Genomic DNA, 22,625 nt, shown 5'->3' on the forward strand with positions numbered 1-22,625 from the left:
TCACTCCTGCCCGAGCAGGCTTTTCGCGTTCCAGATGTCCTGCATGTAGCCCCGGATGGTGCGATCCGACGAGAACCAGCCCGAGCGCGCCACGTTCAGCGCCGCCATGCGCGTCCATTCGGTCCGGTTGGCATAGGCGAAGTCGACCTCGCGCTGCGCCCGCCAGTAATCGGCGAAATCCGAAGCGACGAGGAAATAGTCCGCCCGCGTCAGGTTCTCGACGATATTCGCATAGCGGTCCGGCTCGCCGGGGCTGAAGGTGCCGCTGCGGATCGCCTCGACGGCGCGGGTCAGGCGCGGATCGGCGGCGATCGCGCGGGCGGCATGGTCGGGGACGGCGCGGCGGGCCTCGGCCTCCTCGGCGGTCAGGCCGAACAGGAAGAAGTTCTCGGCCCCGACCAGTTCCCGGATCTCGACATTGGCCCCGTCCAGCGTGCCGATGGTCGGCGCGCCGTTCAGCGCGAATTTCATGTTGCCGGTGCCCGATGCCTCCTTGCCCGCCGTCGAGATCTGCTCGGACAGGTCGGCGGCCGGGATCAGCCGCTCGGCCAGCGTCACGTTGTAGTTGGGCAGGTAGAGGATCTGCAGCTTCTCGTTCGTCGCCGCATCGGCGTTGATGACGGCAGCCACGTCGTTGATCAGCCGGATGATGTCCTTGGCGAAGAAATAGCCCGGCGCCGCCTTGCCGCCAAAGATCTTGACCCGCGCGGTCCAATCCGCGGACGGGTTCTCGCGCATCTCCTGCCACAGCGCGATGGCTTCCAGGATGTTCAGGTGCTGGCGCTTGTATTCGTGGATGCGCTTGATCTGCACGTCGAACAGCGCCTGCGGGTTCAGCGCCACGCCATGCTCGCGGGCGATCCAGTCGCACAGGTCCGCCTTGTTCGCGGCCTTCACGGCGGCGAACGCATCCAGCCAGCCGGCGTCGGCGACATGGGGCTCCAGCGCGTGCAACTGCTCCAGATCGCCCACCCAGCCGTCGCCGATGGTCTGGGCGATCAGCCGCGACAGCCGCGGGTTGCAACCCAGAAGCCAGCGCCGCGGGGTCACGCCGTTGGTCTGGTTGACGATGCGGTCGGGCCAGATGCGGTGCTGGTCGGCAAAGACCGTGGTCTTCATCAGCCCGGTATGCAGGGCCGAGACGCCGTTCACCCGGTTCGACAGGATGAAGGACAGCTCGCCCATCCGCACCTTGCCATCGCCGCGCGCGGTATTGCGGCGGTCGGGATGCGCCTTGGCATCGGCCTCGTCGATGCGGTCGATGATCTGCAGGTGGCGCGGCAGCAGGTCGGCAAACAGCCCCTCGCCCCAGCTTTCCAGCGCCTCGGGCAAAAGCGTGTGGTTGGTGTAGTTGACGCAGCCGCGGGTGATCCCGACCGCCTCGTCAAAGGGCAGGCCGCGTTCGTCATGCAGGATGCGCACCAGTTCCGGCCCGGCGATGGCGGGATGGGTGTCGTTCAGCTGGATCGCCACCTTCTGCGGCAACAGGCGCAGGTCGGCATGGTCGGCCTCGAAGCGGCGCAGGATGTCGCGGATCGAGGCGGCCGAGAAGAAATATTCCTGCGTCAGCCGCAGCCGCTTGCCCTTTTCGGTCGAATCCTCGGGATAAAGCACGCGCGAGATGGTGCGGGCCAGCGCCTCGGCCTCGACCGCGGCGGCAAAATCGCCGGCGTTGAAGCGGTCGAGGTCGAAGGGATCGACCGCCCGCCCGGCCCAGAGCCGCAGCGTATTGGCCCAGGCCCCGCGCCAGCCGATGACCGGCGTGTCGAAGGCCTCGGCCTGCACGAAGCTTTCGGGTTCCCAGACCGCCCGGCCGTCGCGGGTCGCGACCCGGCCGCCGAAGCCCAGGGTAAAGCGCGCCTCGGGGCGCTCGAACTGCCAGACGAAGGGCTGTTCCAGCCAGTCCTCGGGCGCCTCGACCTGCCGGCCCTCGGCAAAGCTCTGGCGAAACAGCCCGTGTTCGTAGCGGATGCCATAGCCATAGGCCGGGCAGCCCAGCGTGGCCAGCGATTCCATGAAGCAGGCCGCCAGCCGCCCTAGCCCCCCGTTGCCAAGCGCCGCGTCGGGTTCGTCCAGCAGCAGCCCGGCATAGTCGAGGCCAAAGCTTTCCACCGCCGCCTGCGCCTCGTCGGCCAGTTGCAGGTTGACGATATTGTCCTGCAGCAGCCGTCCGATCAGGAATTCCATCGACAGGTAATAGACCCGCTTGGCATCGGCGCGATAGGTGGCGCGGGTCGCCGCCATCCAGCGGTCCACGATGCGGTCGCGCACCGCGTGGCTCAGCGCCAGCCGCCAGTCGAAGACCTGCGCGTGGTCGGGATCCTTGCCCAGCGTATAGGCCAGGTGCCACAGGATCGCGTCGCGGAAATCGCTTTGGGGCATGTCGTCCCTGGCCATGGATCACCCTTCTTTCGGCACACCCGTATCCTTTCGGGTCATCCCCTTGGCTTAAGCCATCCGTTATCGAAAGCAAGCGGTTGGGAGAAAATTCTGTTAGCGTTAACCGACGCGGGCAATATCGTGCCGAAACCCGGCTCGGATCGTCGGAATCGCCCGCATTCCCGGCCCCGCACGCCAAAGGATTGCGCCAAACCGGGCGAGGGCCGCATGTTCTGCGGCTCTTTGGCCGGTCAGAAATCCAGGCCCAGGTCCAGCGTGCGCGCCGAATGCGTCAGCGCGCCCACCGAGATGTAGTCGACCCCCGTCGCCGCCACCTCGGCCACGCGCGCCAGGCGCATGTTGCCCGAAGCCTCCAGCACCACCCGGCCCTGGGCCATGGCGACGGCCTCGCGCAGCTCTGCCGTCTCCATGTTGTCCAAGAGCACGACATCGGCGCCGCCCTCCTCCAGCACCTCGGAGAGCTGGTCGAGCCGGTCCACCTCGATCTCGACCCGCATCATATGCGAGGCGCGGGCCTTGACGGCTTGCAGGACCGGCCGGATGCCGCCCGCCGCGGCGATGTGGTTGTCCTTGATCAGGATGGCGTCGGACAGGCTGAAACGATGGTTGAAGCCGCCGCCGTGCAGCACCGCCTGTTTCTCGACCAGCCGCAGGCCGGGCGTGGTCTTGCGGGTGCAGGTGATGCGCGCGCGCGTTCCCGCCGTCTCGGCCACGAAGGCCGCCGTCTGCGTGGCGATGCCCGCCAGCCGGCCGGCGAAGTTCAGCGCCACCCGCTCGGCCGAGAGGATCGAGGCCGCCTCGCCCGCGATCTCGGCCAGCGTGTCGCCGGGCTGGAAGCGGCTGCCGTCGGCATGGTGCAGCCGCCAGTCCAAGCCTGGGTCGATCAGGCGAAAGGCGATGGCCGCCAGCTGCATCCCCGAGGCCACGCCCGCCTCGCGCGCCACGATCCGCGCCCGGTAGCGGGTGCCGGCCGGGATCACCGTGCGGGTGGTGATGTCGCCATAGGTGCCCAGATCCTCGGTCAGCGCGGCCCGGACCAGCGGTTCCAGGATCATCTCGGGCAGCGGGGGCATCTCGGTCATGTCGTCTCCGGTTCAAGCGAGGCGCGCAGGGCCAGCGCCTGCGCCAGCCGCAGGCGCGAGCGGCGCCCTTCGGGCAGGGTCTGCGGGAAATCGGTGCGGCAATGCGCGCCGCGGCTTTCCTGCCGCATCAGCGCCGCGGCGGCGATCAGCGTGGCGGTGGCGGTCATGTTCGAGAGCGCCGGGCAATCGGGCTGCGCGGCCTCGATGGCGGCGATCTCGCGCAGGCAGCGGGTCAGGCCCCCGGCGTCGCGCAGGACGCCCGCGCCCTCGGTCATGGCGCGGCGCAGGCGGGCGACCAGCGCCGGGTCGGGCACCGGGCCGGGCGGCAGGTCGGGCAGCACGACTTCCGGCGCGTCCTGCGCCGCCGGGCCCAGCCGCGCCTCGATCGACAGCGCGCAGCGGCGGGCAAAGACCAGCGCCTCCAAAAGCCCGTTCGAGGCCAGCCGGTTCGCGCCATGCAGCCCGGTCGAACTCGCCTCGCCGCAGACCCACAGCCGGTCGAGGCTGGCCCGCCCCTCGTCATCCACCGCCACCCCGCCCATGTGGTAATGCGCCGCGGCCGCCACCGGGATCTGCTCGCGGGTGGGGTCGATCCCCGCCCGCGAGCAGGCCCCCGCGACGGCCGGGAATTCGCTCAGGATGCGGTCGCCCAGGCAGGCGCGGGTGTCCAGCACCGGCCGCAGCCCGGCCTGGCTTTGCGCATAGATCGCGCGCGCCACCACGTCGCGCGGCGCCAGCTCGGCATCGGGATGCACCGCCAGCATGAAGCGCTCGCCCAGCCGGTTCAGCAGCTGCGCCCCCTCGCCGCGCAGCGCCTCGGTGGCCAGCGGCGCCGGGTCTTCGCCGCAGTCGATGGCGGTGGGATGGAACTGCACGAATTCCGCATCCGCGATCTCGGCCCCCGCCCGCGCCGCCATGCCGATCACCTGGCCGCGGATGCGCGGCGGGTTCGTCGTCAGCGCGTAAAGCCCGCCCGAGCCGCCGCCCGCCAGCAGCACGCCCGGCGCCCGGATCAGGACCGGCGCCGAGCCCTGCGGGCCGGACAGCGTGACCTCGACCCCCGCGACCGCGCCGCCCTCGACCCGCAAGCCGGTGGCCATGACGCCCTCCAGCACCTGCACCGAGGGCGCCTCGCGCAGGCAGGCGACCAGCGCGCGCATGATCTCGGCCCCGGCCTGGTCGCCGCGCACCCGCACGACGCGGGCAAAGCTGTGCGCCGCCTCGCGCGACAGCACATAGCCGCCGTCCGGCTTGCGGTCGAAGGGGGTGCCGAGCCGGGTCAGGTCCAGGATATGCGCCCGCGCCTCGTCCGTGACCAGCTGGGCGATGGCGGGATCGACGGTGCCGGCGCCGGCGCGCAGCGTGTCGCGGGCATGGGCCTCGGCGCTGTCGGCCGGGTCCATGGCCGCCGCCACCCCGCCCTGCGCCCAGGCCGAGCTTGCGCCCTGCCCCAGAACCTCGGGCGAGATCATCAGCACCGGGCGCGGCGCCAGTTTCAGCGCCGCGTAAAGCGCGCCCAGACCGGCGCCGACGATGATGACGCGGCCGGTCGAGACCTCGCGCACCTCAGGCCGCCAGGCGCTGCGACAGGTCGATCATGCGCTGCACCGCCAGGCGGGCGCGGTCCGCGACCTTGGGATCGACCTCGACCACGCCGGTCATGGTGTGCAGCGACCACAGCACCTTTTCCAGCGTGATCTTCTGCATGTAGGGGCACATGTTGCAGGGGCCCAGGAACTCGACCTCGGGATTGGCGTCCGAGATGTTCGAGGCCATCGAGCATTCCGTGACCAGCATCACCTGCTTCGGCCGCTCGGTCTCGACCCAGCCCTGGATATTGGCGGTCGAGCCGGCATAGTCGGCTTCGGCCACCACATCGGGCGGGCATTCGGGATGGGCGATGATCTTCAGCCCCGGATTCCAGTCGCGAAAGTCGCGCAGGTCCTGTGCGGTGAACTGCTCATGCACGATGCAGGCGCCATCCCACCAGACGATGCGCTTTTGCGGCACCTTGTTGGCCACGTTCTGCGCCAACCACTTGTCGGGCGTCATGATGACGGTGTCGCTGTCCATGGCCGCGACGATCTGCGCCGCATTGGCCGAGGTGCAGCAGATGTCGGACGCCGCCTTCACCTCGGCGGTGGTGTTGACGTAGCTGACCACCGGCGCGCCGGGATAGCGGGCGCGCATCTCGGCGATGCCCTCGGCGGTGATGCTTTCGGCAAGCGAGCAGCCGGCCGCCATGTCGGGCATCAGCACGGTCTTTTGCGGGTTCAGGATCTTCGAGGTCTCGGCCATGAAATGCACGCCGCATTGCACGATCACCTCGGCCTCGACCTTGGTCGCGGCGATGGCCAGCGCCAGGCTGTCGCCCACCACGTCCGAGATGCCGTGATAGATCTGCGGCGTCATGTAGTTATGCGCCAGCACCACGGCGCCGCGTTCCTTCTTGAGCTTGTTGATCGCGGCGACATAGGGGGCATGGATCGCCCAGTCGGGCCAGGGCATGACGCGACCCATCCGGGCATGGATATCGGCCATGCGCTCGGCCAGCTCGAGCGAGGGCTCGAGATCGTAATGCGAGCCCAGCTCGCTGCGGATGGTCGTCAGATCGAGCATTCGGTCCCCCCACTCTGCCCGCGTCGCAGTCACCCCGGATATAATGCGCCCGGCCCCCGATACCAGAGCGCCGGGCCCGTGAGTCGCGGTTCCTAACCCATGGATGACGCTCGGGCAACGCAAATGCTACGCCGCGGCAAGGGGACAAGCGGCCTTGCCCGGCCTTGGCGTCTGGACCTCGGGCCGTCCTGCGGTAAAAAGGACGGTGAAGTGATCGGGTTCCAGGCCATGCAAGAGTTCCAAGACAATTCCCCTGTGCCGCCCAGCCTGCGAAACCTCCAGATCCTGGAAGTGCTGGCGCGCGAGGCCCGCCCGATGACCGCGACCGAGATCAATGCCGCCCTGGGCCTGCCCAAGCCCACCATCCACCGCCTGGTCGCCCATCTGGAGCAAGAGGGCTACCTGTCGCGCCAGCTCGACGGGCGCAGCTACCTGCCCGGCCTCAAGCTGCGGCAGATGATGCTGGGCGTCATGCATGCCGGCCAATACGACCTGCCGCGCCACGACGTGCTGGTGCGACTGTTCGCCGCCGTGGGCGAGACCTGCTCGATCTCGATCCCCGAAGGGGACACGCTGGTCTATGTGGACCGGGTCGAAACCACCTGGCCCTTGCGGCTGGTGATCCGGCTGGGCACCCGCATCCCGCTGCATGCCACCGCGGCCGGCAAGGTCTGCCTGGCCTTCATGAACCCGCAGAGCGTCGAGCATTTCCTGCGCCATGCCCGGCTGCAACCGCATACGCCGAACACCTTCGCCTCGGCCGAAAGCCTGCGCGAGGAACTGGCGCGGGTGCGCGAACAGGGCCATGCCGTCGACGACCAGGAGTTCATTCCCGGCATGGTCGGCATCTCGGTCCCGGCGCTGGATGCGCGCGGCCGGGTTCTGGCCGCCGTGACCTTCCACGCGCCGGTGCAGCGCATGTCGCTGGAAACGGCAATGACGCATCTGCCGGCGCTGCAACGCGCCGCACGCGAGCTGGCGGCGCTGGCCTGACCGGCTCAGCCCGCCCAGGTGGCGGGGATCAGACCGCGCAGCGCATTGCCGACCCACAGCCGGACGCGCGGCAGATCCTCGGCCGGCAGCAGCTCTTCGCGGCAGGTGCCCTCGGCCAGCATCCCGGCGCGCAGCACGCCCGGCAAAAGCCCGCAGGACAGGGGCGGCGTGCGCATCCCCTGCCCGCGGTCGAAGAAGACCGTGGTGATGGTGCCGTCGCAGACCTCGCCGCACTCGTTGAGGAAGATCGCCTCCTCGATCCCCTCGGGCAGGGCGGCGCGGGCGGCGTCGTAATGCGCCCGCCGCGTGGTCTTGAGCCGCAGCCAGGGATCGTCCGAGCGCAGCCGCGTCCCGGCCAGCGCCAGCCGCCACTCCGGCCGCGACTGCGGCAATGGGCCGCGCGTCACCTCGATCCGCCCAGCCCGGTCCAGCGTCAGCCGCAGCCGCGCGGGCTGGCCCGCAGGCGCGACCAGCGCCGCGCGGGCGGCCTGCAGGTCGCAGGGCCAGCCAAGCGCCCGCGCCCCCGCCGCCAGCCGCGCCAGGTGCCCCTGGATCCGCGGGCAGTCGGCGCCGTCCCACAGCACCGTCTCGATCAGCCTCAGATCGGGGTCGTCAGATCCTGCGCGTAGCGGGCTTTCCATAGCGCCTCCTCCCATTCGCCTTCGGCGGTCGAATCCTGCACCACGCCGCCGCCGACGTTCAGCGTGACCTCGCCATCCGGCCAGACCGACAGCGTGCGGATCGCGACCGAGAAACAGGCCGCCCCGTCCGGCGCCATCCAGCCGATGGCGCCGCAATAGACGCCGCGCGGGAACGGCTCGACCTCGCGGATGATCTGCATGGCGCGGATCTTGGGCGCGCCGGTGATCGAGCCGCAGGGAAACAGCGCCCGCAACAGCGCGCCCAGGTCCGCCGGGCGCTCCAGCTGGCCCACCACGCGCGAACTCATCTGGTGGACGGTGGCAAAGCTGTCCACGGCGAAAAGCTCGGGCACCCGCACCGAACCCACGCGCGAGATGCGGGCGATGTCGTTGCGCAGCAGGTCGACGATCATCAGGTTCTCGGCCCGGTTCTTTTCCGATGCCGCCAGCCCCGCCGCCAAGGCCGCGTCGCGCGCCGGGTCGGGGTCGCGCGGCGCGGTGCCCTTCATCGGCCGCGCCTCGATCCGGCCCTGCGCATCCAGGCGAAAGAACAGCTCGGGCGAGCGCGAGACGACGACCGGCCCCTGCCCCAGATCGGCATAGGCGCCGAAGCCGACCGGCTGGCGCGCGGCCAGCGCAGCGTAAAGCTCCAACGCCGAGCCGGAGATCAGGCGCGAGCGGAGGGGAAAGGTCAGGTTGATCTGGTAGCAATCCCCCGCCGCGATATAGTCGCGGGTGCGGGCAAAGGCCGCGGCATAATCCTGCGGCGAGATCATCGGCTCCAGCGGCGCCAACCGGGCCGCGTCGCCCGCGGGCAGCGCCGGCGCGGGCTCGGGCGCGTCATGGACGGCGAAGGCCATGAGCGGCGTGCGCCGGTCGGCCGGCATGTCGCGCGCCAGCACCGGCTCCAGCGCATAGCCCAGCTCATAGGACAGGTAGCCCGCGATCCAGGCCCCCTGCCGGCGCCGCGCCTCGAGATGGTCGAGCGCGGCAAGGGCGTCCTCGGGGCGCGTGACCACCAGCACTTCCCGCGGATCCCGGAACAGGACCGGCTTGCCGTCAGGACCGAATTCGCAAAGGATCACGCGCGCCTCCATTCTCGCGGCGCGAGGTAGCATGGCCGGGGCGGCATGAACAATGGCCGGCGCTGGACCGGCGCGACAATCGCGCGGAATGCCGGGCTCTGCCGGGGCCTAGAGCGCCAACGCGACCCAGGCGCCGTTGCGCTTGCTGGAACGCAGGCAGGCATCGACGAAGGCCACGCCCTCCAGCCCCTCGCGGATGCCGGGAAAGACCACCGCCGGGTCGGGCGCGGCCCCGTCGCGGCGGGCCAGGATGGCGCGCGCCGCCTCGGCATAGATGTTCGCGAAGCCCTCCAGATAGCCCTCGGGGTGGCCGGCGGGGATGCGGGTCAGGCGCGCGGCCTCGGCCCCGGTGCCGGCACCGCCGCGCGACAGCCGGTAGCGCGGCCGGCCCAGCGGCGTGACCCACAGGGCATTGGGTTCCTCCTGCGCCCATTCGAGCCCGGCGCGGCTGCCATAGACCCGCAGCCGCAGCGCGTTCTCGCAACCCGAGGCGACCTGCGAACACCACAGCATCCCGCGCGCCCCGCCGCGATAGCGCAGCAGCACATGGCCGTTGTCGTCGACCGGACGGCCGGGCACGAAGCTTTGCAGGTCGGCGGCCAGCGCCTCCAGCTCCAGCCCGGTGACGAAGCCGGCCAGGTTGAAGGCATGGGTGCCGATGTCGCCGATGGCCCCGCCCGCGCCGGATTGCGCCGGATCGGTGCGCCAGCCGGCCTGCTTGTTGCCCGCCTGCTCGATGGGCTCGGCCAGCCAGTCCTGGGCATATTCGACCTGCACCAGCCGGATCTCGCCCAACTCGCCCGATGCGATCATGGCGCGGGCCTGCCGCACCATCGGATAGCCGGTGTAGTTGTGGGTCAGCACGAACAGCGCATCCGAATCCGCGGCGGCATTGGCCAGCTTGCGCGCCTCGGGCAGGGTCGCGGTCAGGGGCTTGTCGCAGATGACATGGATGCCGCGTTTCAGGAACGCGCGGGCGACGGGGGCGTGCAGGTGGTTCGGGGTGACGATGGCCACCGCCTCGATCCCGTCCTTGCGCCGCGCCTCGCGCATGGCCATCTGCGCGAAATCGCCATAGGCGCGGCCCACGCCCAGTTCCGCCGCCGAGGCCGCGCTTTTTTCGGGCGTCGAGGAAAAGCAGCCCGCGACCAGCTCATACTGGTCGTCGATCCGGGCGGCGATGCGATGCACGCCGCCAATGAAGGCGCCCTGCCCGCCGCCGACCATGCCAAGGCGGATGCGGGGCGCGCGATGAACGGTCCGGGTCATGCCATGCTCCTTGCGGGATGTCCGGCGGCGGCAGGGAGGAGAAGGCCGCCGCCGGATCGGTTGCGCCTAGACGGCGAGGCTAAGGCCGGACTCGACCGAGGATTCCTCGGCCCGGTCCAGCAGGCGTTGCAGCGCCGCGCCGCGGACGAAATCGGGATCGGCCGCGCCCTCGCCCCGGATCGCGGCGATGAAGCGCTGGTAGATCGTCGGCACCGGCGGGCATTCGATCTCGTGCCAGGCGGCGGTCTCCAGGTCCGGCGACAGGCAGGCGCGCAGCCGGCTCACGCGGTTCTCGAAGCCGACCTCCAGCCCGCCGCGGTCGCCGTAGATCCGCAGCCGCAGGTCGTTCAGGTGCCCGCTGGCAAAGCGCGTCGCCGCCACCGTCCCCAGCGCGCCATTCTCCAGCACGATCTGCATGGTGGCGCTGTCGTTGGCGTCCAGCACATAGTCCCCGATCCGCCCGCCCGGCGCCTTGTCGAAGGTCTTGAGCAGGCAGGAAACCTGCGCCGCGTCCTGCCCGGCGATACAGGTGGCGAAGTCGAGGATATGGATGCCCACGTCGCCCAGAACGCCCTTGGAGCCATGCGCGGTCGACACCCGCCACAGCCATTTCGGGTCAGTGCGCCAGTCGCCCCAGCCGGGCTGGGTCAGCCAGCTTTGCAGGTAGCTCGCCTCGAAATGCCGCACCTCGCCGATCTCGCCCGCGCGCACCATGGCCGCGGCCTTTTGCAGCGCCGGCACGTCGCGATAGCTGAGATTGACCATGTTCACCACGCCCGCCCGCGCCGCCGCCTCGGCCATCGCCTCCGCATCCGCGGCATTGGTGGCCAGCGGCTTTTCGCAAAGCACATGCTTGCCCGCCGCCAGCAGCGGCATGGTGGTCGGGTAATGCGCGGCATCCGGCGTCACGTTGGTCGCGGCGTCGAACGCGCCCCAATCCAGGGCCTCGTCCAGGCTGGCAAAGCCGCGGGCGATGCCGTGCTCGGCGTTGAAGGCGGCCAGCGGCTCGGGCCGCGGATCGACGCCGCCGACCAGCTCGACGCCGGGCATGGCGGCGAAGGCGCGGGCATGGTTCGCCGCCATGCCGCCGGTGCCGATGACGAGAAGCCGGACCATCAGCGATAGCCCTCTTCGCCGGCGGCGTGCAGCTTGGGACCGCGCTCCTCGATCGGCTCCAGCGCCTGCTCGACCGGGACATTGGGCGCGACGGTCGGCTCGGCCAGGCGCGCGGCCGGGTTATGCGCCCATTTCACCGCGTTCAGGATCACCCGCTGCACATTGGCGTCGTGATAGGTCGGATAGGTCTCGTGGCCGGGGCGGAAATAGAACACGTTGCCGGCCCCGCGCTTGTAGGTCAGGCCCGAGCGGAACACCTCGCCGCCCGCGAACCAGCTGACGAAGACGGTCTCCAGCGGCTCGGGCACGCCGAAGGGCTCGCCATACATCTCTTCGTGCTCCAGCTCGAAATGATCGGGCAGGCCGGCGGCGATGGGATGGTTGCGCGAGGTCAGCCACAACCGCTCGCGCTCGCCCGCCTCGCGCCAGGTCAGGTTGCAGGGCGTGCCCATCAGCCGCTTGAAGGGCTTCGAGAAATGCGCCGAATGCAGGAAGATCATGCCCATGCCGGACCAGACCGCCTCGGCCACGCGCTCGACCACCGCGTCCTGCACCTCGCCATGGGCGCAATGGCCCCACCAGATCAGCACGTCGGTCTGGGCCAGCTTTTCGGCGGTCAGCCCATGCTCGGGGTCTTGCAGGGTCACGCTGCCGGCCGCGATGCCGCTATCGCGGTTCAGCGCCGCGGCGATTGTGTTGTGCATCCCGTCCGGGTAGATCCCGGCGACGGTCTTGTTCTTCTGCTCGTGGACGTTCTCGCCCCAGACAGTGACTCGGATGGTCATTCATCGCTCCTTGTTGTTCCCTGCGGGAACGGGTGGTGGGTTCAGCGGATCGGCGCGTCGTTGGCGTCGAAACGGTGCAGGTGGCCTTCGCGCGGCCCAAGGCTCAGCCGCGTGCCCAGCGGCAGGGCCAGCTTGCCCGGCTGGCGCACGACCATGGGCTCGGCCGCGCCGATCTCGACGAAAAGGTAATGGTCGGCGCCCAGATCCTCGGCATGGACGACCTCGCCCGACCAGGGACCGCCCTCGATGATGTCGATATGCTCGGGCCGGATGCCCAGGGTCGCGCAGTCATGCGCATGGGCGAAACCGTCGGTCAGGAAGTTCATCTTGGGACTGCCGATGAAGCCCGCGACGAAGGTCGAGTTCGGCCGCTCGTAAAGCTCGGCCGGGGTGCCGACCTGCTCCAGCTTGCCGTCGCGCAGCACGGCGATGCGGTCGGCCAGCGTCATCGCCTCGACCTGGTCATGGGTGACGTAGATCATCGTCACGTCCTCCATGCCGTGGTGCAGCCTGGCGATCTCCAGCCGCGTCTGCACCCGCAGCGCCGCGTCGAGGTTCGACAGCGGCTCGTCGAACAGAAAGACGCGCGGGTCGCGCACGATGGCGCGGCCGATGGCGACGCGCTGGCGCTGGCCGCCCGACAGCTGCTTGGGCAGGCGGTCCAGCAGATGCTCGATCTGCAAGAGCCGCGCCGCCTCGCGCACGCGGCGGTCGATCTCGGCCTTGCCGGCCTTGGCCAGCTTCATGCCGAAGGCCATGTTGTCATAGACCTTCATATGCGGGTAAAGCGCATAGCTCTGGAACACCATGGCGATGCCGCGGTCCGAGGGCACCAGGTCGTTCACCCGCTGCCCGTCGAACAGCATGTCGCCGGTGGTGATCTCCTCGAGCCCCGAGATCAGCCGCAACAGCGTGGACTTGCCGCAGCCCGAGGGGCCGACGAAGACCATGAACTCGCCCTTGCGGATCTCCAGGTCGATGCCCTTGATGACCTGCAAGCCGCCATAGGACTTGGTGACGTTCTTCAACTCGATCTTGGCCATGGTTCAACCTTTCACGCCGCCGGCGGTCAGGCCCGCCACGATCTTGCGCTGGAAAATGAGGACGAGGACGATCAGCGGCACCGTCACGATGACCGAGGCGGCCATGATCGGGCCCCAGGGGATCTCCTGCTCGGACGCGCCCGAAAGCAGGCCGATGGCCACCGGCACGGTGCGCATGCTTTCGGTGCTGGTGAAGGTGAGCGCGAACAGGAACTCGTTCCAGGCGCCGATGAAGGCCAGAAGCCCGGTCGTCACCATCGCCGGCCACAGCAGCGGCAGGAAGACGCGGGTGATGATGATCCAGGGGCTGGCGCCGTCGACGATCGCCGCCTCCTCGATCTCGACCGGCAGGTCGCGCATGAAGGTGGTCAGCACCCAGACGGTAAAGGGCAGCGTGAAGATCGTATAGGACAGGATCATCGCCCAATGGGTGTTGAAGATGCCCAGGAAGCGCACCAGCTCGAACAGCCCGGCCAGCACCGCGATCTGCGGAAACATCGACACGGCCAGGATGGTCATCAGCAGCAGGCCCCGCCCCCGGAACCGCACCCGCGCCAGCGCATATGAGGCGGTGACGCCCAGGAACAGCGACAGCCCCACCGTGGCGGTGGCGATCACCAGCGAGTTGCCGATGGAGTAAAGGAAGTTCTTCGACCCCAGCACCGCCTGGTAATTGCGCAGGTCGAACCCCGCGGGCAGGTAGTTCACCCGAAACAGCGCCGTCCCCGAGGCGAAGCTGGTCACGACGGCATAGTAGAAGGGAAAGACCGAAAAGACGACGATCACCACGACCAGCGCGTAAAAGCCGATCTGTTTCAGCAGCTTGTGACGGGTCATTTCGAGCCCTCCCCGCCCAGGTCCACGCGGCCGAGCCAGATATAGGCGCTGACGAAGACGGCGATGATCGCGAACAGCAGCGTCGATTGCGCCGCGCCATAGGCGAACTTGTCGAAGTCGATCATGTTCTCGCGGCTGATGACCGACATGGTCTTGGTAGCCGAACTGTTCGGCGTCAGCACATAGATCAGGTCGAAGATGCGCAGCGCGTCGAGCATGCGAAAGATCACCGCCACCATCAGCGCCGGCTTGATCAGCGGCAGGGTGACGCGGAAGAACACCTTGACCGGGTGGATGCCGTCGATCCGCGCCGCCTCGTAGATGTCGCGCGGCACCATCTGCAACCCGGCCAGGATCAGCAGCGCCATGAAGGGCGTGGTCTTCCAGATGTCCACGATCAGCACAGCGGTCATCGCCGTCTCGGTGCTGGCGGTCCAGGCGATCTTCTCGCCGATCAGCCCCAGCCGCAGCAGGATGTCGTTCAGGATCCCGAACTGGTCGTTCAGCATCCAGGCCCACATCTTGGCCGAGACGATGGTCGGGATCGCCCAGGGGATCAGGATGGCGGCGCGCACCAGCGCGCGGCCCTTGAACTCGGCGTTCAGCACCAGGGCGACGATCAGGCCCAGCACCGTCTCGAACCCGACCGAGATCAGCGAGAAGCGGACGGTGTTCCAGACCGCGTTCCACCAGGCCGGATCGACCAGCGTGCCGCGCCAGACCACCCGGCCCGAGGACAGCGTGCGCATCGACAGGTAGTTGTCGAAGCCGATCCATTCGCCGCCATAGAGGTTCGACAGCGTGGTGTTGGTGAACGAGAACCAGATGGTGCGCGCCAGTGGCCAGGCCGCGACGCAGAGCAGCGCGAAAAGCATGGGGGCCAGGAACCAGAAGGCCGCCCTTTGCCGACGCTGCCGCAGGCTGGGACCGCCGGGGCGGCCCGCGATGGGGTCAGTCATGGGGGAAACTCCTCATCGGCCGCAAGGGCCGCTCGGGGCCGGCGGGCTTGCGCGCCGGCCCCCGCCAAGCGCCTTACCAGCCCGAGCCCTGCATGTCGCTCAGGTCCAGCTCCAGCAGTTCCAGGTTCTCGGCCGCGGTGCCGTTGCCCGACAGCGTGTCATGCACGGCCGACCAGAATTTCGACGAGACCTCGTTATACTTGCTCTTGGTCGGCCCCGAGGGACGCGGCACCGCATCGGCGAAGACCTCTTTCCAGCGCGGGATCAGCGGCACCGCCTCGGCGATCTCGGGGTCGTCGTAAAGCGCGACCACGGTCGGCAGGTTGCCGTCCAGCAGCGCGCGGCGCTTCTGCGCCTCGGCCGAGGCGAGATAAAGCGCCAGGTCGACCGCCGCCTCCTGCTTGGTCGAGAATTTCGACACCGCGACGTTCCAGCCGCCCAGGGTCGCGGCCGAGCCGGCCTCTTCGGTGCCGGCGGGCAGCGGCGCCACGTCGAACTTGCCCTTGACCGCGCTGTCCGCGCCCGCGCTCAGCGCGAAGGCATAGGGCCAGTTGCGCATGAAGACGGCATTGCCGGTCTGCCAGACGCCGCGCGCCTCTTCTTCCTTGTGCGCCAGCACGCCGCGCGGGCTGATGGTGCCGATCCAGCCGGCCGCCAGTTCCAGCGCCGCCACCGCCTGCGGATTGTTGATCGAGATGGTGCCGTCCGCCTCGACGATCTGGCCGCCGCCAAAGGACTTCACCCATTCCAGCGCGTTGCAGGTCAGCCCCTCATAGGCATTGCCCTGCCAGACGAAGCCCCACAGATCGCCCTGGCCTTCGGCACGCTCGCCGTCCTGGACCAGCTTGGCGGTCTCGGTCAGCTCGGCCCAGGTCTTGGGCACCGGCTTGCCGTATTTCTCCAGCAGGTCGGTGCGGTAGTAAAGCGCCGGGGCATCGGTATAAAGCGGCAGCGCCACCAGCTTGCCGTCCGAGGTCTGGCTTTCGATGACCGAGGGGAAATGCTCGCCCAGGATGTCCTTGGCCGCCTCGGACAGGTCGACGAAATATTCGGACAGCTGCGGCGCCCAGATCACGTCGGTCTGATAGAGGTCCACATCCGCCGTCCCCGCCGCCAGCCACAGCCGGTATTGCGCGAACTGGTCCGAGCTGGACTGCGGCATCGGCACCAGCGTCACCGTGTGGCCGGTGCGCTCTTCCCAGGGCTTGACCAGATCCTTGAAATGCTCGGCCTGCTTGCCCACGCCGCCGGCGACATAGAACAGCTCGTCCGCCACGGCAGGCAGCGCGATGCTGCCCAGCAGCGCGGCCAATGCGACCGGGCGCAGCGCGCCCCGGCTGATTTTTCCCATCCTCATCCTCCCCTTGGTAAAGGTGCCTCCCAGCACCGTTCGCAGCATCGGGTGCCCCTGCCTGCGCCCGTTCCGAAACCTTTCGGGAATTTCCTACCGCATCCGGCCGATCCGGTCAATAATTCCGGCAGACCCCGCCGGAAACCTCCGGCAGGCGGCAAAAAACCATGCATTTCCTGGGAAAAACCGTATCGGCGCTGCGGGTGTCGCGGCGACCGGGCGGGGCGGCGGATGTCATACGCTAACATCACAGGGCGCATTTCGCCGCCAAGGGCGCTTTCGCGGCCGAATCACCGGCGCGAGGCCGGGAATCGGCCGCCGTGCAGGTTTCCAAAACATTTCGGAGACGAAAACCGGCCAGACCTGCCGGATCGGGGAAAGCGGCGCCGGAAACCCGGCGCCGCAGGGGCTCTAGCCGTTCAGCAGGCGGCGCAGGCTCGCCAGGGCGCGCTCGCGGTCCTCCTGATAGCCGATCAGCCCGGCATAATCGCCATTGCCGTCAAAGAGCAGCATGGTCGAGGAATGGTCCATGGTGTAGTCGCCCCCTTCCAGCGGCGACTTGCGGGCATAGATGCGGAAGGCCTTGACCGCCTTGGCGACCTCCTCGGGCGCGCCCGAGACGCCGACCACCCCCGGCACCCAGGACACGTATTCGCGCAGCGCCTCGACCGTGTCGCGCTCGGGGTCGACGGTGACGAAGAACACCCGCAGCTTCCTGCCGTCCTCGCCCAGTTCCTCCTGCCAGCTGGCGACGTCGCCCAGCGTGGTCGGGCAGACGTCCGGGCAATGGGTGAAGCCGAAGAACACCGCCGAGGGCTGGCCCTTCAGCGCGGCCTGGCTGAACTCGGTGCCGTCGGTCGCCGCCAGCCGGTAGTCGCCCCGCCCCAGCGCCGCCGTCCCGGCATCGGCGATCGAGCCCGTGCCCGAACCCGAGCGGGGCGAGACGAACTGGAACCAGCCCAAGCCGGCCAGCGCCAGCACGACCAGCGCCCAAAGCGCATAGCGCAGCGGTTTCAACCCGGACTTGCCCTTAGTGCCCGCCATGGCCACCCCCTTGATGCGCCGCCCCGGCATTGCGCGGCCCGACCGCCAGCGGCAGGCTGACCTCGCCCGCCTTCTCGAAGCTCAGCGTGACGTTCACCGTCTCGCCCTCGACCAGCGGCTGTTTCAATTCCATGAACATCAGGTGATAGCCGCCGGGCTTCAATTCAACCGTGGCGCCGGCCGGGATCGCCAGCCCCTCGGGCAATTGGCGCATCCGCATCACCTCGCCCTCCATCGCCATCTCGTGGATCTCGGTGCGGCCGGCGAAATCGGCATGGGCCGCGACCAGCCGGTCCTCGGCCCCGCCGTTGGCGATGGTCAGGAAGCCGCCCGCCACCGGCGCGCCGGGGGGCGTCGCGCGGCTGAAGGCGCCGCTGAGCGACAGGTCGCCCAGGACCACCGGCCCGGCATCCGCCGCCTGATCGGCCTGGCCATGCCCGTGTCCATGACCGTGACCGGCCTTGCCCGCCATGACCGTCAGCCCCGGCGCGGGGTTCGGCACGTCCTTGCTGCCCGAGACGTCGGTCCAGTCGGCCTTGCCATCCGCGCATTCCTGGACGGTCGGGAAATACAGCACCGTGCCCGGCGCCACATCCGCGCCGACGGTGCCGCGGATGACGAATTCGTCATACCAGTCGTCCTGCAACGCGCCGCCGGACCAGATCACTTCGCGCGTGCCCTCGGTCATCTGCGTGCCGTGGTTGTCGAAGGGCTGGGCATAGGCGCCCTTGACCGTCTCCAGCGCCCAGCCCGGTTTGGGCATGGGCTTGGCGTTGTAGAAGCCATCGGGCAGTTGCACCCGCAGGGTTTGGGTGGCCTGGCCGTCGCAGCCATGGCCGATGCGGATCACCGCGCGATAGGCGGCGCCGGCCGGGGCCTCGGATTTCTCCAGCGTGGCATGGGACAGGGCCGGACCGGCCGCAAGGCCAAGAAGCGTGGCGCAAAGCGCGGCGAAAACAGGTTTTTGCATGATCGTTCTCATCTGATGGGAAAGGCACCGCCGGGCCCTGGCCCGCCGGCTGCCGAAGCAGGATTCCGTCAGATGAGGCGCGGCGGCCCCCGCGCCGAGGGCTCGGGCAGGGCCGAGGCATGCGGCGGGGCCGGCGGTGCGGGCCAAAGCGCCAACCGCGCCGCGGCCGCCATGGGCTGGGGCGCATCGGCGACGACCCCTTGCAGCGCCGGCTGGCCATGCGGCGCCCAGTCGCAGGCATGGGGATCGCCATGCGGCATCTCGTCGGCCGGGACCAGGCTGCCATCGGCCGCCACGGCCATCTGGACCGGCCCCTCGCCCGAACACAGCACGACGGCGACGCTGCCCTGCGCGTCGCGGACGAACATGGTGCCGGGCTGGATCAGCGAGAACAGCAGGAAAGGCAGCACCGCCAGCCAGCAGCACAGGCGCCGCAGCGCCGTGCCGCGTCCAAGCCTCGTCGTCCGATGTCCGCTTCGACCCTGCATGGGCGCAGCCCTGTCAGAAATCGGTGCCGGAGAAAAGGGACAATCTGCCGCAATCACCGGCGAATCGTCCGCGCCAGCACCATCACCGGCAGGATGCCGATGACGACGATGATCAGCGCGGCGATGGCGGCGTCCTCATAGGTGCCGCGCGCCGCCTCGCCGTAAAGATGGGTCGAGAGCGTCTCGAAGTTCAGCGGCCGCAGCAGCAGCGTGGCGGGCAGTTCCTTGACGCAATCGACGAAGATCAACAGCCCCGAGGCCGCCAGCGCCGGGCGCGAGATCGGCACATGCACCTGCCGGAACACCTGGCCGGGGCTGCGGCCCAGCGTCCGCGCCGCATGGTCGAGCGAGGCGGGCACCCGGCTCAGCCCGGCCTCGATCCCGCCGGTGGCGATGGCGAGGAAGCGCGCGACATAGGCATAGACCAGCGCCGCGCCCGACCCCAGCAGCAAAAGCCCCGGCCCCGCGCCCAGCAGCGCCTGCGAGACGGCGGCGATCTGCCGGTCGGCCAGCGCGATCACCGGCAAAAGCCCGATGGCCAGGATGGTGCCCGGCACCGCATAGCCCAGCGTCGAAAGCCGCGCCATGCTGCGGGTCAGGCGCCCCGGCCGCATCCGCGCCGCCCCGGTCACGACCAGGCCCAGCACCAGCGCGACCAGCGTCGCCAGCGCGGCGAAAAGGGCGGTGTTCCCGGCCTCTTCGATGATGCGCGGCGAAAGCCCGGCAAAGCGATAGCGCGCCCAGGCCGCGCCGACCAGATACCAGGCCGGCGCCGCGAAACCCAGGGCCACCGGCAGCGCGCAGACCAGCGTGGCCCCCCAGGCGCGCCAGCCGCCCAGGCGGGTGCGCCGCAGGGGCTGCGCGCCCGCGGCATAGCGCTGGCGCCGGCGGCCGCGGCGCTCCAGCATCACCAGCGCCATGGTGATGGCCAGCATCGCCAGCGCGATCTGCGCCGCCCCCGGCAGGTCCGAGCGGTTGATCCAGGTCGAATAGACCGAGACGGTCAGCGTGCGCACGCCCAGGAACTCGGCCGCGCCGATGTCGTTCATCGCCTCCATCAGCGCCAGCGCCGTGCCGATGGCGACGGCGGGCCGGGCCAGCGGCAGGGCCACGCGCAGGAAGCCGGCGACCGGCCCCGCCCCCAGGCTCCGCCCCGCATCCAGCAGGTTGCCGGCCTGCATGGCGAACAGCGCCCGCACCGGCAGGTAGACATAGGGGTAAAGCACCAGCCCCAAGAGCAGGATGCAGCCCGGCATCGAGCGGATGTCGGGCAGGCGGAACTCGCGCGGGCTGGAATAGCCCAGCCAGCCGCGGATCGCGCCCTGCACCGGCCCGACCGGGTGCAAGAGGTCCAGATAGGCATAGGCGACGATATAGGTCGGCACCGCCAGCGGCAGCAGCAGCGCCCAGCCGAAGAAGCGCCGGCCCGGAAAGTCGCAGGCCGCGACCAGCCAGGCCGTGACCGTGCCCAGCGTGGCGACGATGGCGCCGACGCCCAGAAGCAGGATCACCGTCTGCCGCGCCGCCACCGGCAGCACGTTGCTGACCAGATGCGCCCAGAGCCCCGGACTGCCCCGCAGCGCGAAAAGCCCCAGCGCCAGAACCGGCAGCAGGACAAGCGCGGCGACGGCCAGTGCCGCCGCCTGCCAGCCCATCCCCGCGCGGACACGGGGGATTCGTGTCAGTTCCGGGGTCATGCGGCCTGCGCCCGCGGCGGGCTCAGTTGTCGAAGCCGACCGCCTCGGCCAGTTCGCTCGCCGCCTTGCGCTGGCGGGCGATCTCGGTCAGGTCGGTGCCGTCGACCTGAAGCCCCGCCATGTCCTCGATCACCGGGCTGACCGCGACGCCGGGCTTGACCGGATATTCGAAATTCGCCTCGGCATAGATCCTTTGCGCCTCGTCCGAGACCAGGTATTCCAGCAACTGCACCGCCTGGTCGCGGTTCGGCGCGTGCTTGGCCACCGCCGCGCCCGAGACGTTGACCTGCGTGCCGCCGCCCTCGAAGGTGGGCAGGATGACCTTGATCGCCTTGACCCATTCCTCCTGCTCGGGGCCGCCGGCACCGCTGCGCATCAGCCCGACGTAATAGGAATTGGCGATGCCGATCTCGCAGATGCCGCCCATGATGTCGCGCGCCACGTCGCGGTCGCCGCCGCCGGCGGTGCGGGCCAGGTTCGCCTTGACGCCTTCCAGCCATGCCTTGGCGGCCTCTTCGCCGTGATGCACGATGTAGGAGGCGGTCAGCGCCACGTTATAGGGATGCTGCCCCGAACGAATGCAGACCTTGCCCTTCCATTCCGGCTTGGCCAGATCCTCGTAGGTAAAGCTCGCCAGGTCCAGATCCTTGTCGGCGTAAAGCACCCGCGCCCGCTGCGACAGCGCGAACCAGTTGCCATCCTTGTCGCGCAGGTTCTCGGGGATGGCGGCGGCCAGCACCTCGGATTCGACCGGCTGGGTCAGGCCGCGGTCGACCAGGTCGACCAGGTTGCCGATGTCCACGGTCATCAGCACGTCGGCGGGCGAGGCGTCGCCTTCCTGCTCGACCCGCTCGGGCAGGCCGTCCTTGAGGAAGATCGTATTGACCTTCACCCCGGTGGTTTCGCTGAACGATGCCAGCAGCGGCTCGATCAGATTCGGCTCGCGCGTGGTGTAAAGGTTCAATTCCTGGGCGCTTGCGGCAACGGCCTGTGCCGCCAACAGGACACCGATCACTCCAGATAGTCCGACACGCATTCCCTGTCCTCCTTGCGATTTCTCGACATGTTTACTAAACTAATTAGTAATGTAAACTATTCTCATGCGGTTGCGGTCACGAAGGGATGCCGATGAACCAATTCGCCAGCCCTCCCGACTGGGCCAGCCAGGTGGATGCGCCAGATGCCACCCCGTCCCTGCCCATGCTGGAGGTCGAGGCGCTGTGCCGCCGCTTCGCCGGCGTGGCGGCGGTCGAGGATGTCGGCTTTCGCGTGGCGCCGGGCCAGGTGACATGCCTGCTGGGCCCTTCGGGCTGCGGCAAGTCCACCACGCTGCGCATGATCGCGGGCATCGAGCGGCCCGATTCCGGCGCCGTCCGCATCGCCGGCCGGCCGATGTCGGGCGCCGGCGCCTTCCTTCCGCCCGAACGCCGGCCGGTCGGCATGGTGTTCCAGGATTTCGCGCTGTTCCCGCATCTGGACGTGGCGGCGAATGTCGGCTTCGGCCTGCGCGGCCCGGCGCGGCAGGACCGCGACCGGATAGCCGCGCTGCTGGAGCGCGTGGGCCTGTCCGGCCATGCCGCGAAATACCCGCACGAGCTTTCGGGCGGCGAGCAGCAGCGCGTGGCGCTGATCCGGGCCCTGGCGCCGCGCCCTTGCCTGATGCTGATGGACGAGCCCTTCTCCAGCCTCGACCACCGGCTGCGCGACGGGGTGCGCGACGCGGCGCTGGACCTGCTGCGCGAAACCGAAACCGCGGTGGTGATGGTCACGCACGACCCCGAAGAGGCGATGCTGATGGGCCATCGCATCGCCGTCATGCGCCGGGGCCGGCTGATCCAGGAAGGCCGCCCGGACGAGCTTTACAACCGCCCGGCCGACCGCGGCGTGGCGGCCTTCTTCTCGGACCTGAACATCGTCGCGGGACGGGTGGCGGGCGGGCGGGTGCAGACCGTGCTGGGCGCCTTTCCCGCGCCCGGCCTTGCCGAAGGCAGCCGGGCCGAGGTCGCCGTCCGCCCGCAGCACCTGGTCCCGGCCGAGGCCGGCGGCACCCCGGCGCGGGTCGAGCGCGCGCGCTATCTGGGCCGCGAAAGCCTGATCGAGATCCGGCTGGAACCCGGCGGCGCGGCGATGAAATCCCGCATCCCCGGCCTGGTCCTGCCCGCGCCGGGCAGCCTGATCCGCGTCGCAGTCCAGCCCGGCAGCGCCATGGTCTTTGCCGGCGACGGCGAGTAGGCGCGGCCCATTCC

General features: G+C 69.5%; 20 protein-coding genes. 2 read left to right on the top strand and 18 right to left on the bottom strand.

Features of this window, described 5'->3' with window-relative positions:
- The 4 genes from IT40_RS08885 to nadA form a co-directional block, all read right to left on the bottom strand.
- On the bottom strand, positions 1 to 2,397 hold the full coding sequence (locus tag IT40_RS08885) for a glycogen/starch/alpha-glucan phosphorylase (RefSeq protein ID WP_036753399.1): 2,397 nt from the start codon (positions 2,395 to 2,397) through the stop codon (positions 1 to 3).
- Between the two features lie 233 nt (positions 2,398 to 2,630).
- Positions 2,631 to 3,482: a carboxylating nicotinate-nucleotide diphosphorylase gene (nadC, locus tag IT40_RS08890; RefSeq protein ID WP_036753402.1), complete on the bottom strand. Its 852-nt coding sequence runs from the start codon at positions 3,480 to 3,482 to the stop codon at positions 2,631 to 2,633.
- Positions 3,479 to 5,047: an L-aspartate oxidase gene (locus IT40_RS08895; RefSeq protein WP_036753405.1), complete on the bottom strand. Its 1,569-nt coding sequence runs from the start codon at positions 5,045 to 5,047 to the stop codon at positions 3,479 to 3,481. Before IT40_RS08895 ends, nadC begins: the two co-directional genes overlap by 4 nt.
- A gap of 1 nt (position 5,048) precedes the next feature.
- Positions 5,049 to 6,101: a quinolinate synthase NadA gene (nadA, locus tag IT40_RS08900; protein WP_036753408.1), complete on the bottom strand. Its 1,053-nt coding sequence runs from the start codon at positions 6,099 to 6,101 to the stop codon at positions 5,049 to 5,051.
- A 210-nt stretch (positions 6,102 to 6,311) separates the two neighbouring features.
- On the opposite strand from nadA, the gene IT40_RS08905 reads away from it, so the two are divergent.
- Positions 6,312 to 7,094: an IclR family transcriptional regulator gene (locus tag IT40_RS08905; RefSeq protein WP_243700170.1), complete on the top strand. Its 783-nt coding sequence runs from the start codon at positions 6,312 to 6,314 to the stop codon at positions 7,092 to 7,094.
- A gap of 5 nt (positions 7,095 to 7,099) precedes the next feature.
- Here IT40_RS08905 and IT40_RS08910 read toward each other — a convergent pair whose 3' ends face one another.
- From IT40_RS08910 to IT40_RS08975, 14 genes are all read right to left on the bottom strand, one after another.
- Positions 7,100 to 7,735 carry an aminotransferase class IV family protein gene (locus IT40_RS08910; protein WP_036753411.1) on the bottom strand — a complete coding sequence of 212 codons (636 nt, stop codon included), beginning with the start codon at positions 7,733 to 7,735 and terminating at the stop codon, positions 7,100 to 7,102.
- Positions 7,693 to 8,820 carry an aminodeoxychorismate synthase component I gene (locus tag IT40_RS08915; protein ID WP_036753513.1) on the bottom strand — a complete coding sequence of 376 codons (1,128 nt, stop codon included), beginning with the start codon at positions 8,818 to 8,820 and terminating at the stop codon, positions 7,693 to 7,695. Before IT40_RS08915 ends, IT40_RS08910 begins: the two co-directional genes overlap by 43 nt.
- Before the next feature lie 108 nt (positions 8,821 to 8,928).
- A complete protein-coding gene (locus IT40_RS08920; RefSeq protein WP_114536632.1) occupies positions 8,929 to 10,089 on the bottom strand; it encodes a Gfo/Idh/MocA family protein in 1,161 nt (386 codons plus the stop codon).
- 66 nt (positions 10,090 to 10,155) lie between these two features.
- Positions 10,156 to 11,205, bottom strand: coding sequence for a Gfo/Idh/MocA family protein (locus tag IT40_RS08925; RefSeq protein WP_036753414.1), 1,050 nt, complete (start codon positions 11,203 to 11,205; stop codon positions 10,156 to 10,158).
- Positions 11,205 to 11,990, bottom strand: coding sequence for a ThuA domain-containing protein (locus tag IT40_RS08930; RefSeq protein WP_036753417.1), 786 nt, complete (start codon positions 11,988 to 11,990; stop codon positions 11,205 to 11,207). Before IT40_RS08930 ends, IT40_RS08925 begins: the two co-directional genes overlap by 1 nt.
- A 41-nt stretch (positions 11,991 to 12,031) precedes the next feature.
- Positions 12,032 to 13,033 carry an ABC transporter ATP-binding protein gene (locus tag IT40_RS08935; RefSeq protein ID WP_036753420.1) on the bottom strand — a complete coding sequence of 334 codons (1,002 nt, stop codon included), beginning with the start codon at positions 13,031 to 13,033 and terminating at the stop codon, positions 12,032 to 12,034.
- A gap of 3 nt (positions 13,034 to 13,036) precedes the next feature.
- Positions 13,037 to 13,870: a carbohydrate ABC transporter permease gene (locus IT40_RS08940; RefSeq protein WP_036753423.1), complete on the bottom strand. Its 834-nt coding sequence runs from the start codon at positions 13,868 to 13,870 to the stop codon at positions 13,037 to 13,039.
- Positions 13,867 to 14,829, bottom strand: coding sequence for a carbohydrate ABC transporter permease (locus IT40_RS08945; RefSeq protein WP_028713855.1), 963 nt, complete (start codon positions 14,827 to 14,829; stop codon positions 13,867 to 13,869). Before IT40_RS08945 ends, IT40_RS08940 begins: the two co-directional genes overlap by 4 nt.
- A gap of 73 nt (positions 14,830 to 14,902) precedes the next feature.
- Positions 14,903 to 16,180 (bottom strand): ABC transporter substrate-binding protein, encoded by a 1,278-nt coding sequence (locus IT40_RS08950; protein ID WP_036753426.1) that lies wholly within the window; start codon positions 16,178 to 16,180, stop codon positions 14,903 to 14,905.
- A gap of 411 nt (positions 16,181 to 16,591) precedes the next feature.
- Positions 16,592 to 17,224: an SCO family protein gene (locus IT40_RS08955; RefSeq protein ID WP_052095841.1), complete on the bottom strand. Its 633-nt coding sequence runs from the start codon at positions 17,222 to 17,224 to the stop codon at positions 16,592 to 16,594.
- Positions 17,211 to 18,194: a DUF1775 domain-containing protein gene (locus IT40_RS08960; RefSeq protein WP_036753429.1), complete on the bottom strand. Its 984-nt coding sequence runs from the start codon at positions 18,192 to 18,194 to the stop codon at positions 17,211 to 17,213. The genes IT40_RS08955 and IT40_RS08960 overlap by 14 nt, the downstream gene beginning before the upstream one ends.
- Positions 18,195 to 18,262: 68 nt before the next feature.
- Positions 18,263 to 18,682, bottom strand: a complete 420-nt coding sequence (locus tag IT40_RS08965; RefSeq protein WP_036753432.1) for a DUF2946 family protein — start codon at positions 18,680 to 18,682, stop codon at positions 18,263 to 18,265.
- 53 nt (positions 18,683 to 18,735) lie between these two features.
- Positions 18,736 to 20,379: an ABC transporter permease gene (locus tag IT40_RS08970; RefSeq protein WP_083539106.1), complete on the bottom strand. Its 1,644-nt coding sequence runs from the start codon at positions 20,377 to 20,379 to the stop codon at positions 18,736 to 18,738.
- A 22-nt stretch (positions 20,380 to 20,401) separates the two neighbouring features.
- On the bottom strand, positions 20,402 to 21,415 hold the full coding sequence (locus tag IT40_RS08975; protein ID WP_036753436.1) for a Fe(3+) ABC transporter substrate-binding protein: 1,014 nt from the start codon (positions 21,413 to 21,415) through the stop codon (positions 20,402 to 20,404).
- A gap of 92 nt (positions 21,416 to 21,507) precedes the next feature.
- On the opposite strand from IT40_RS08975, the gene IT40_RS08980 reads away from it, so the two are divergent.
- Positions 21,508 to 22,611: an ABC transporter ATP-binding protein gene (locus IT40_RS08980; RefSeq protein ID WP_052095842.1), complete on the top strand. Its 1,104-nt coding sequence runs from the start codon at positions 21,508 to 21,510 to the stop codon at positions 22,609 to 22,611.
- Positions 22,612 to 22,625: the final 14 nt, after the last annotated feature.

The sequence above is a fragment of the Paracoccus versutus genome, assembly GCF_000763885.1.
Classification (GTDB): domain Bacteria; phylum Pseudomonadota; class Alphaproteobacteria; order Rhodobacterales; family Rhodobacteraceae; genus Paracoccus; species Paracoccus versutus.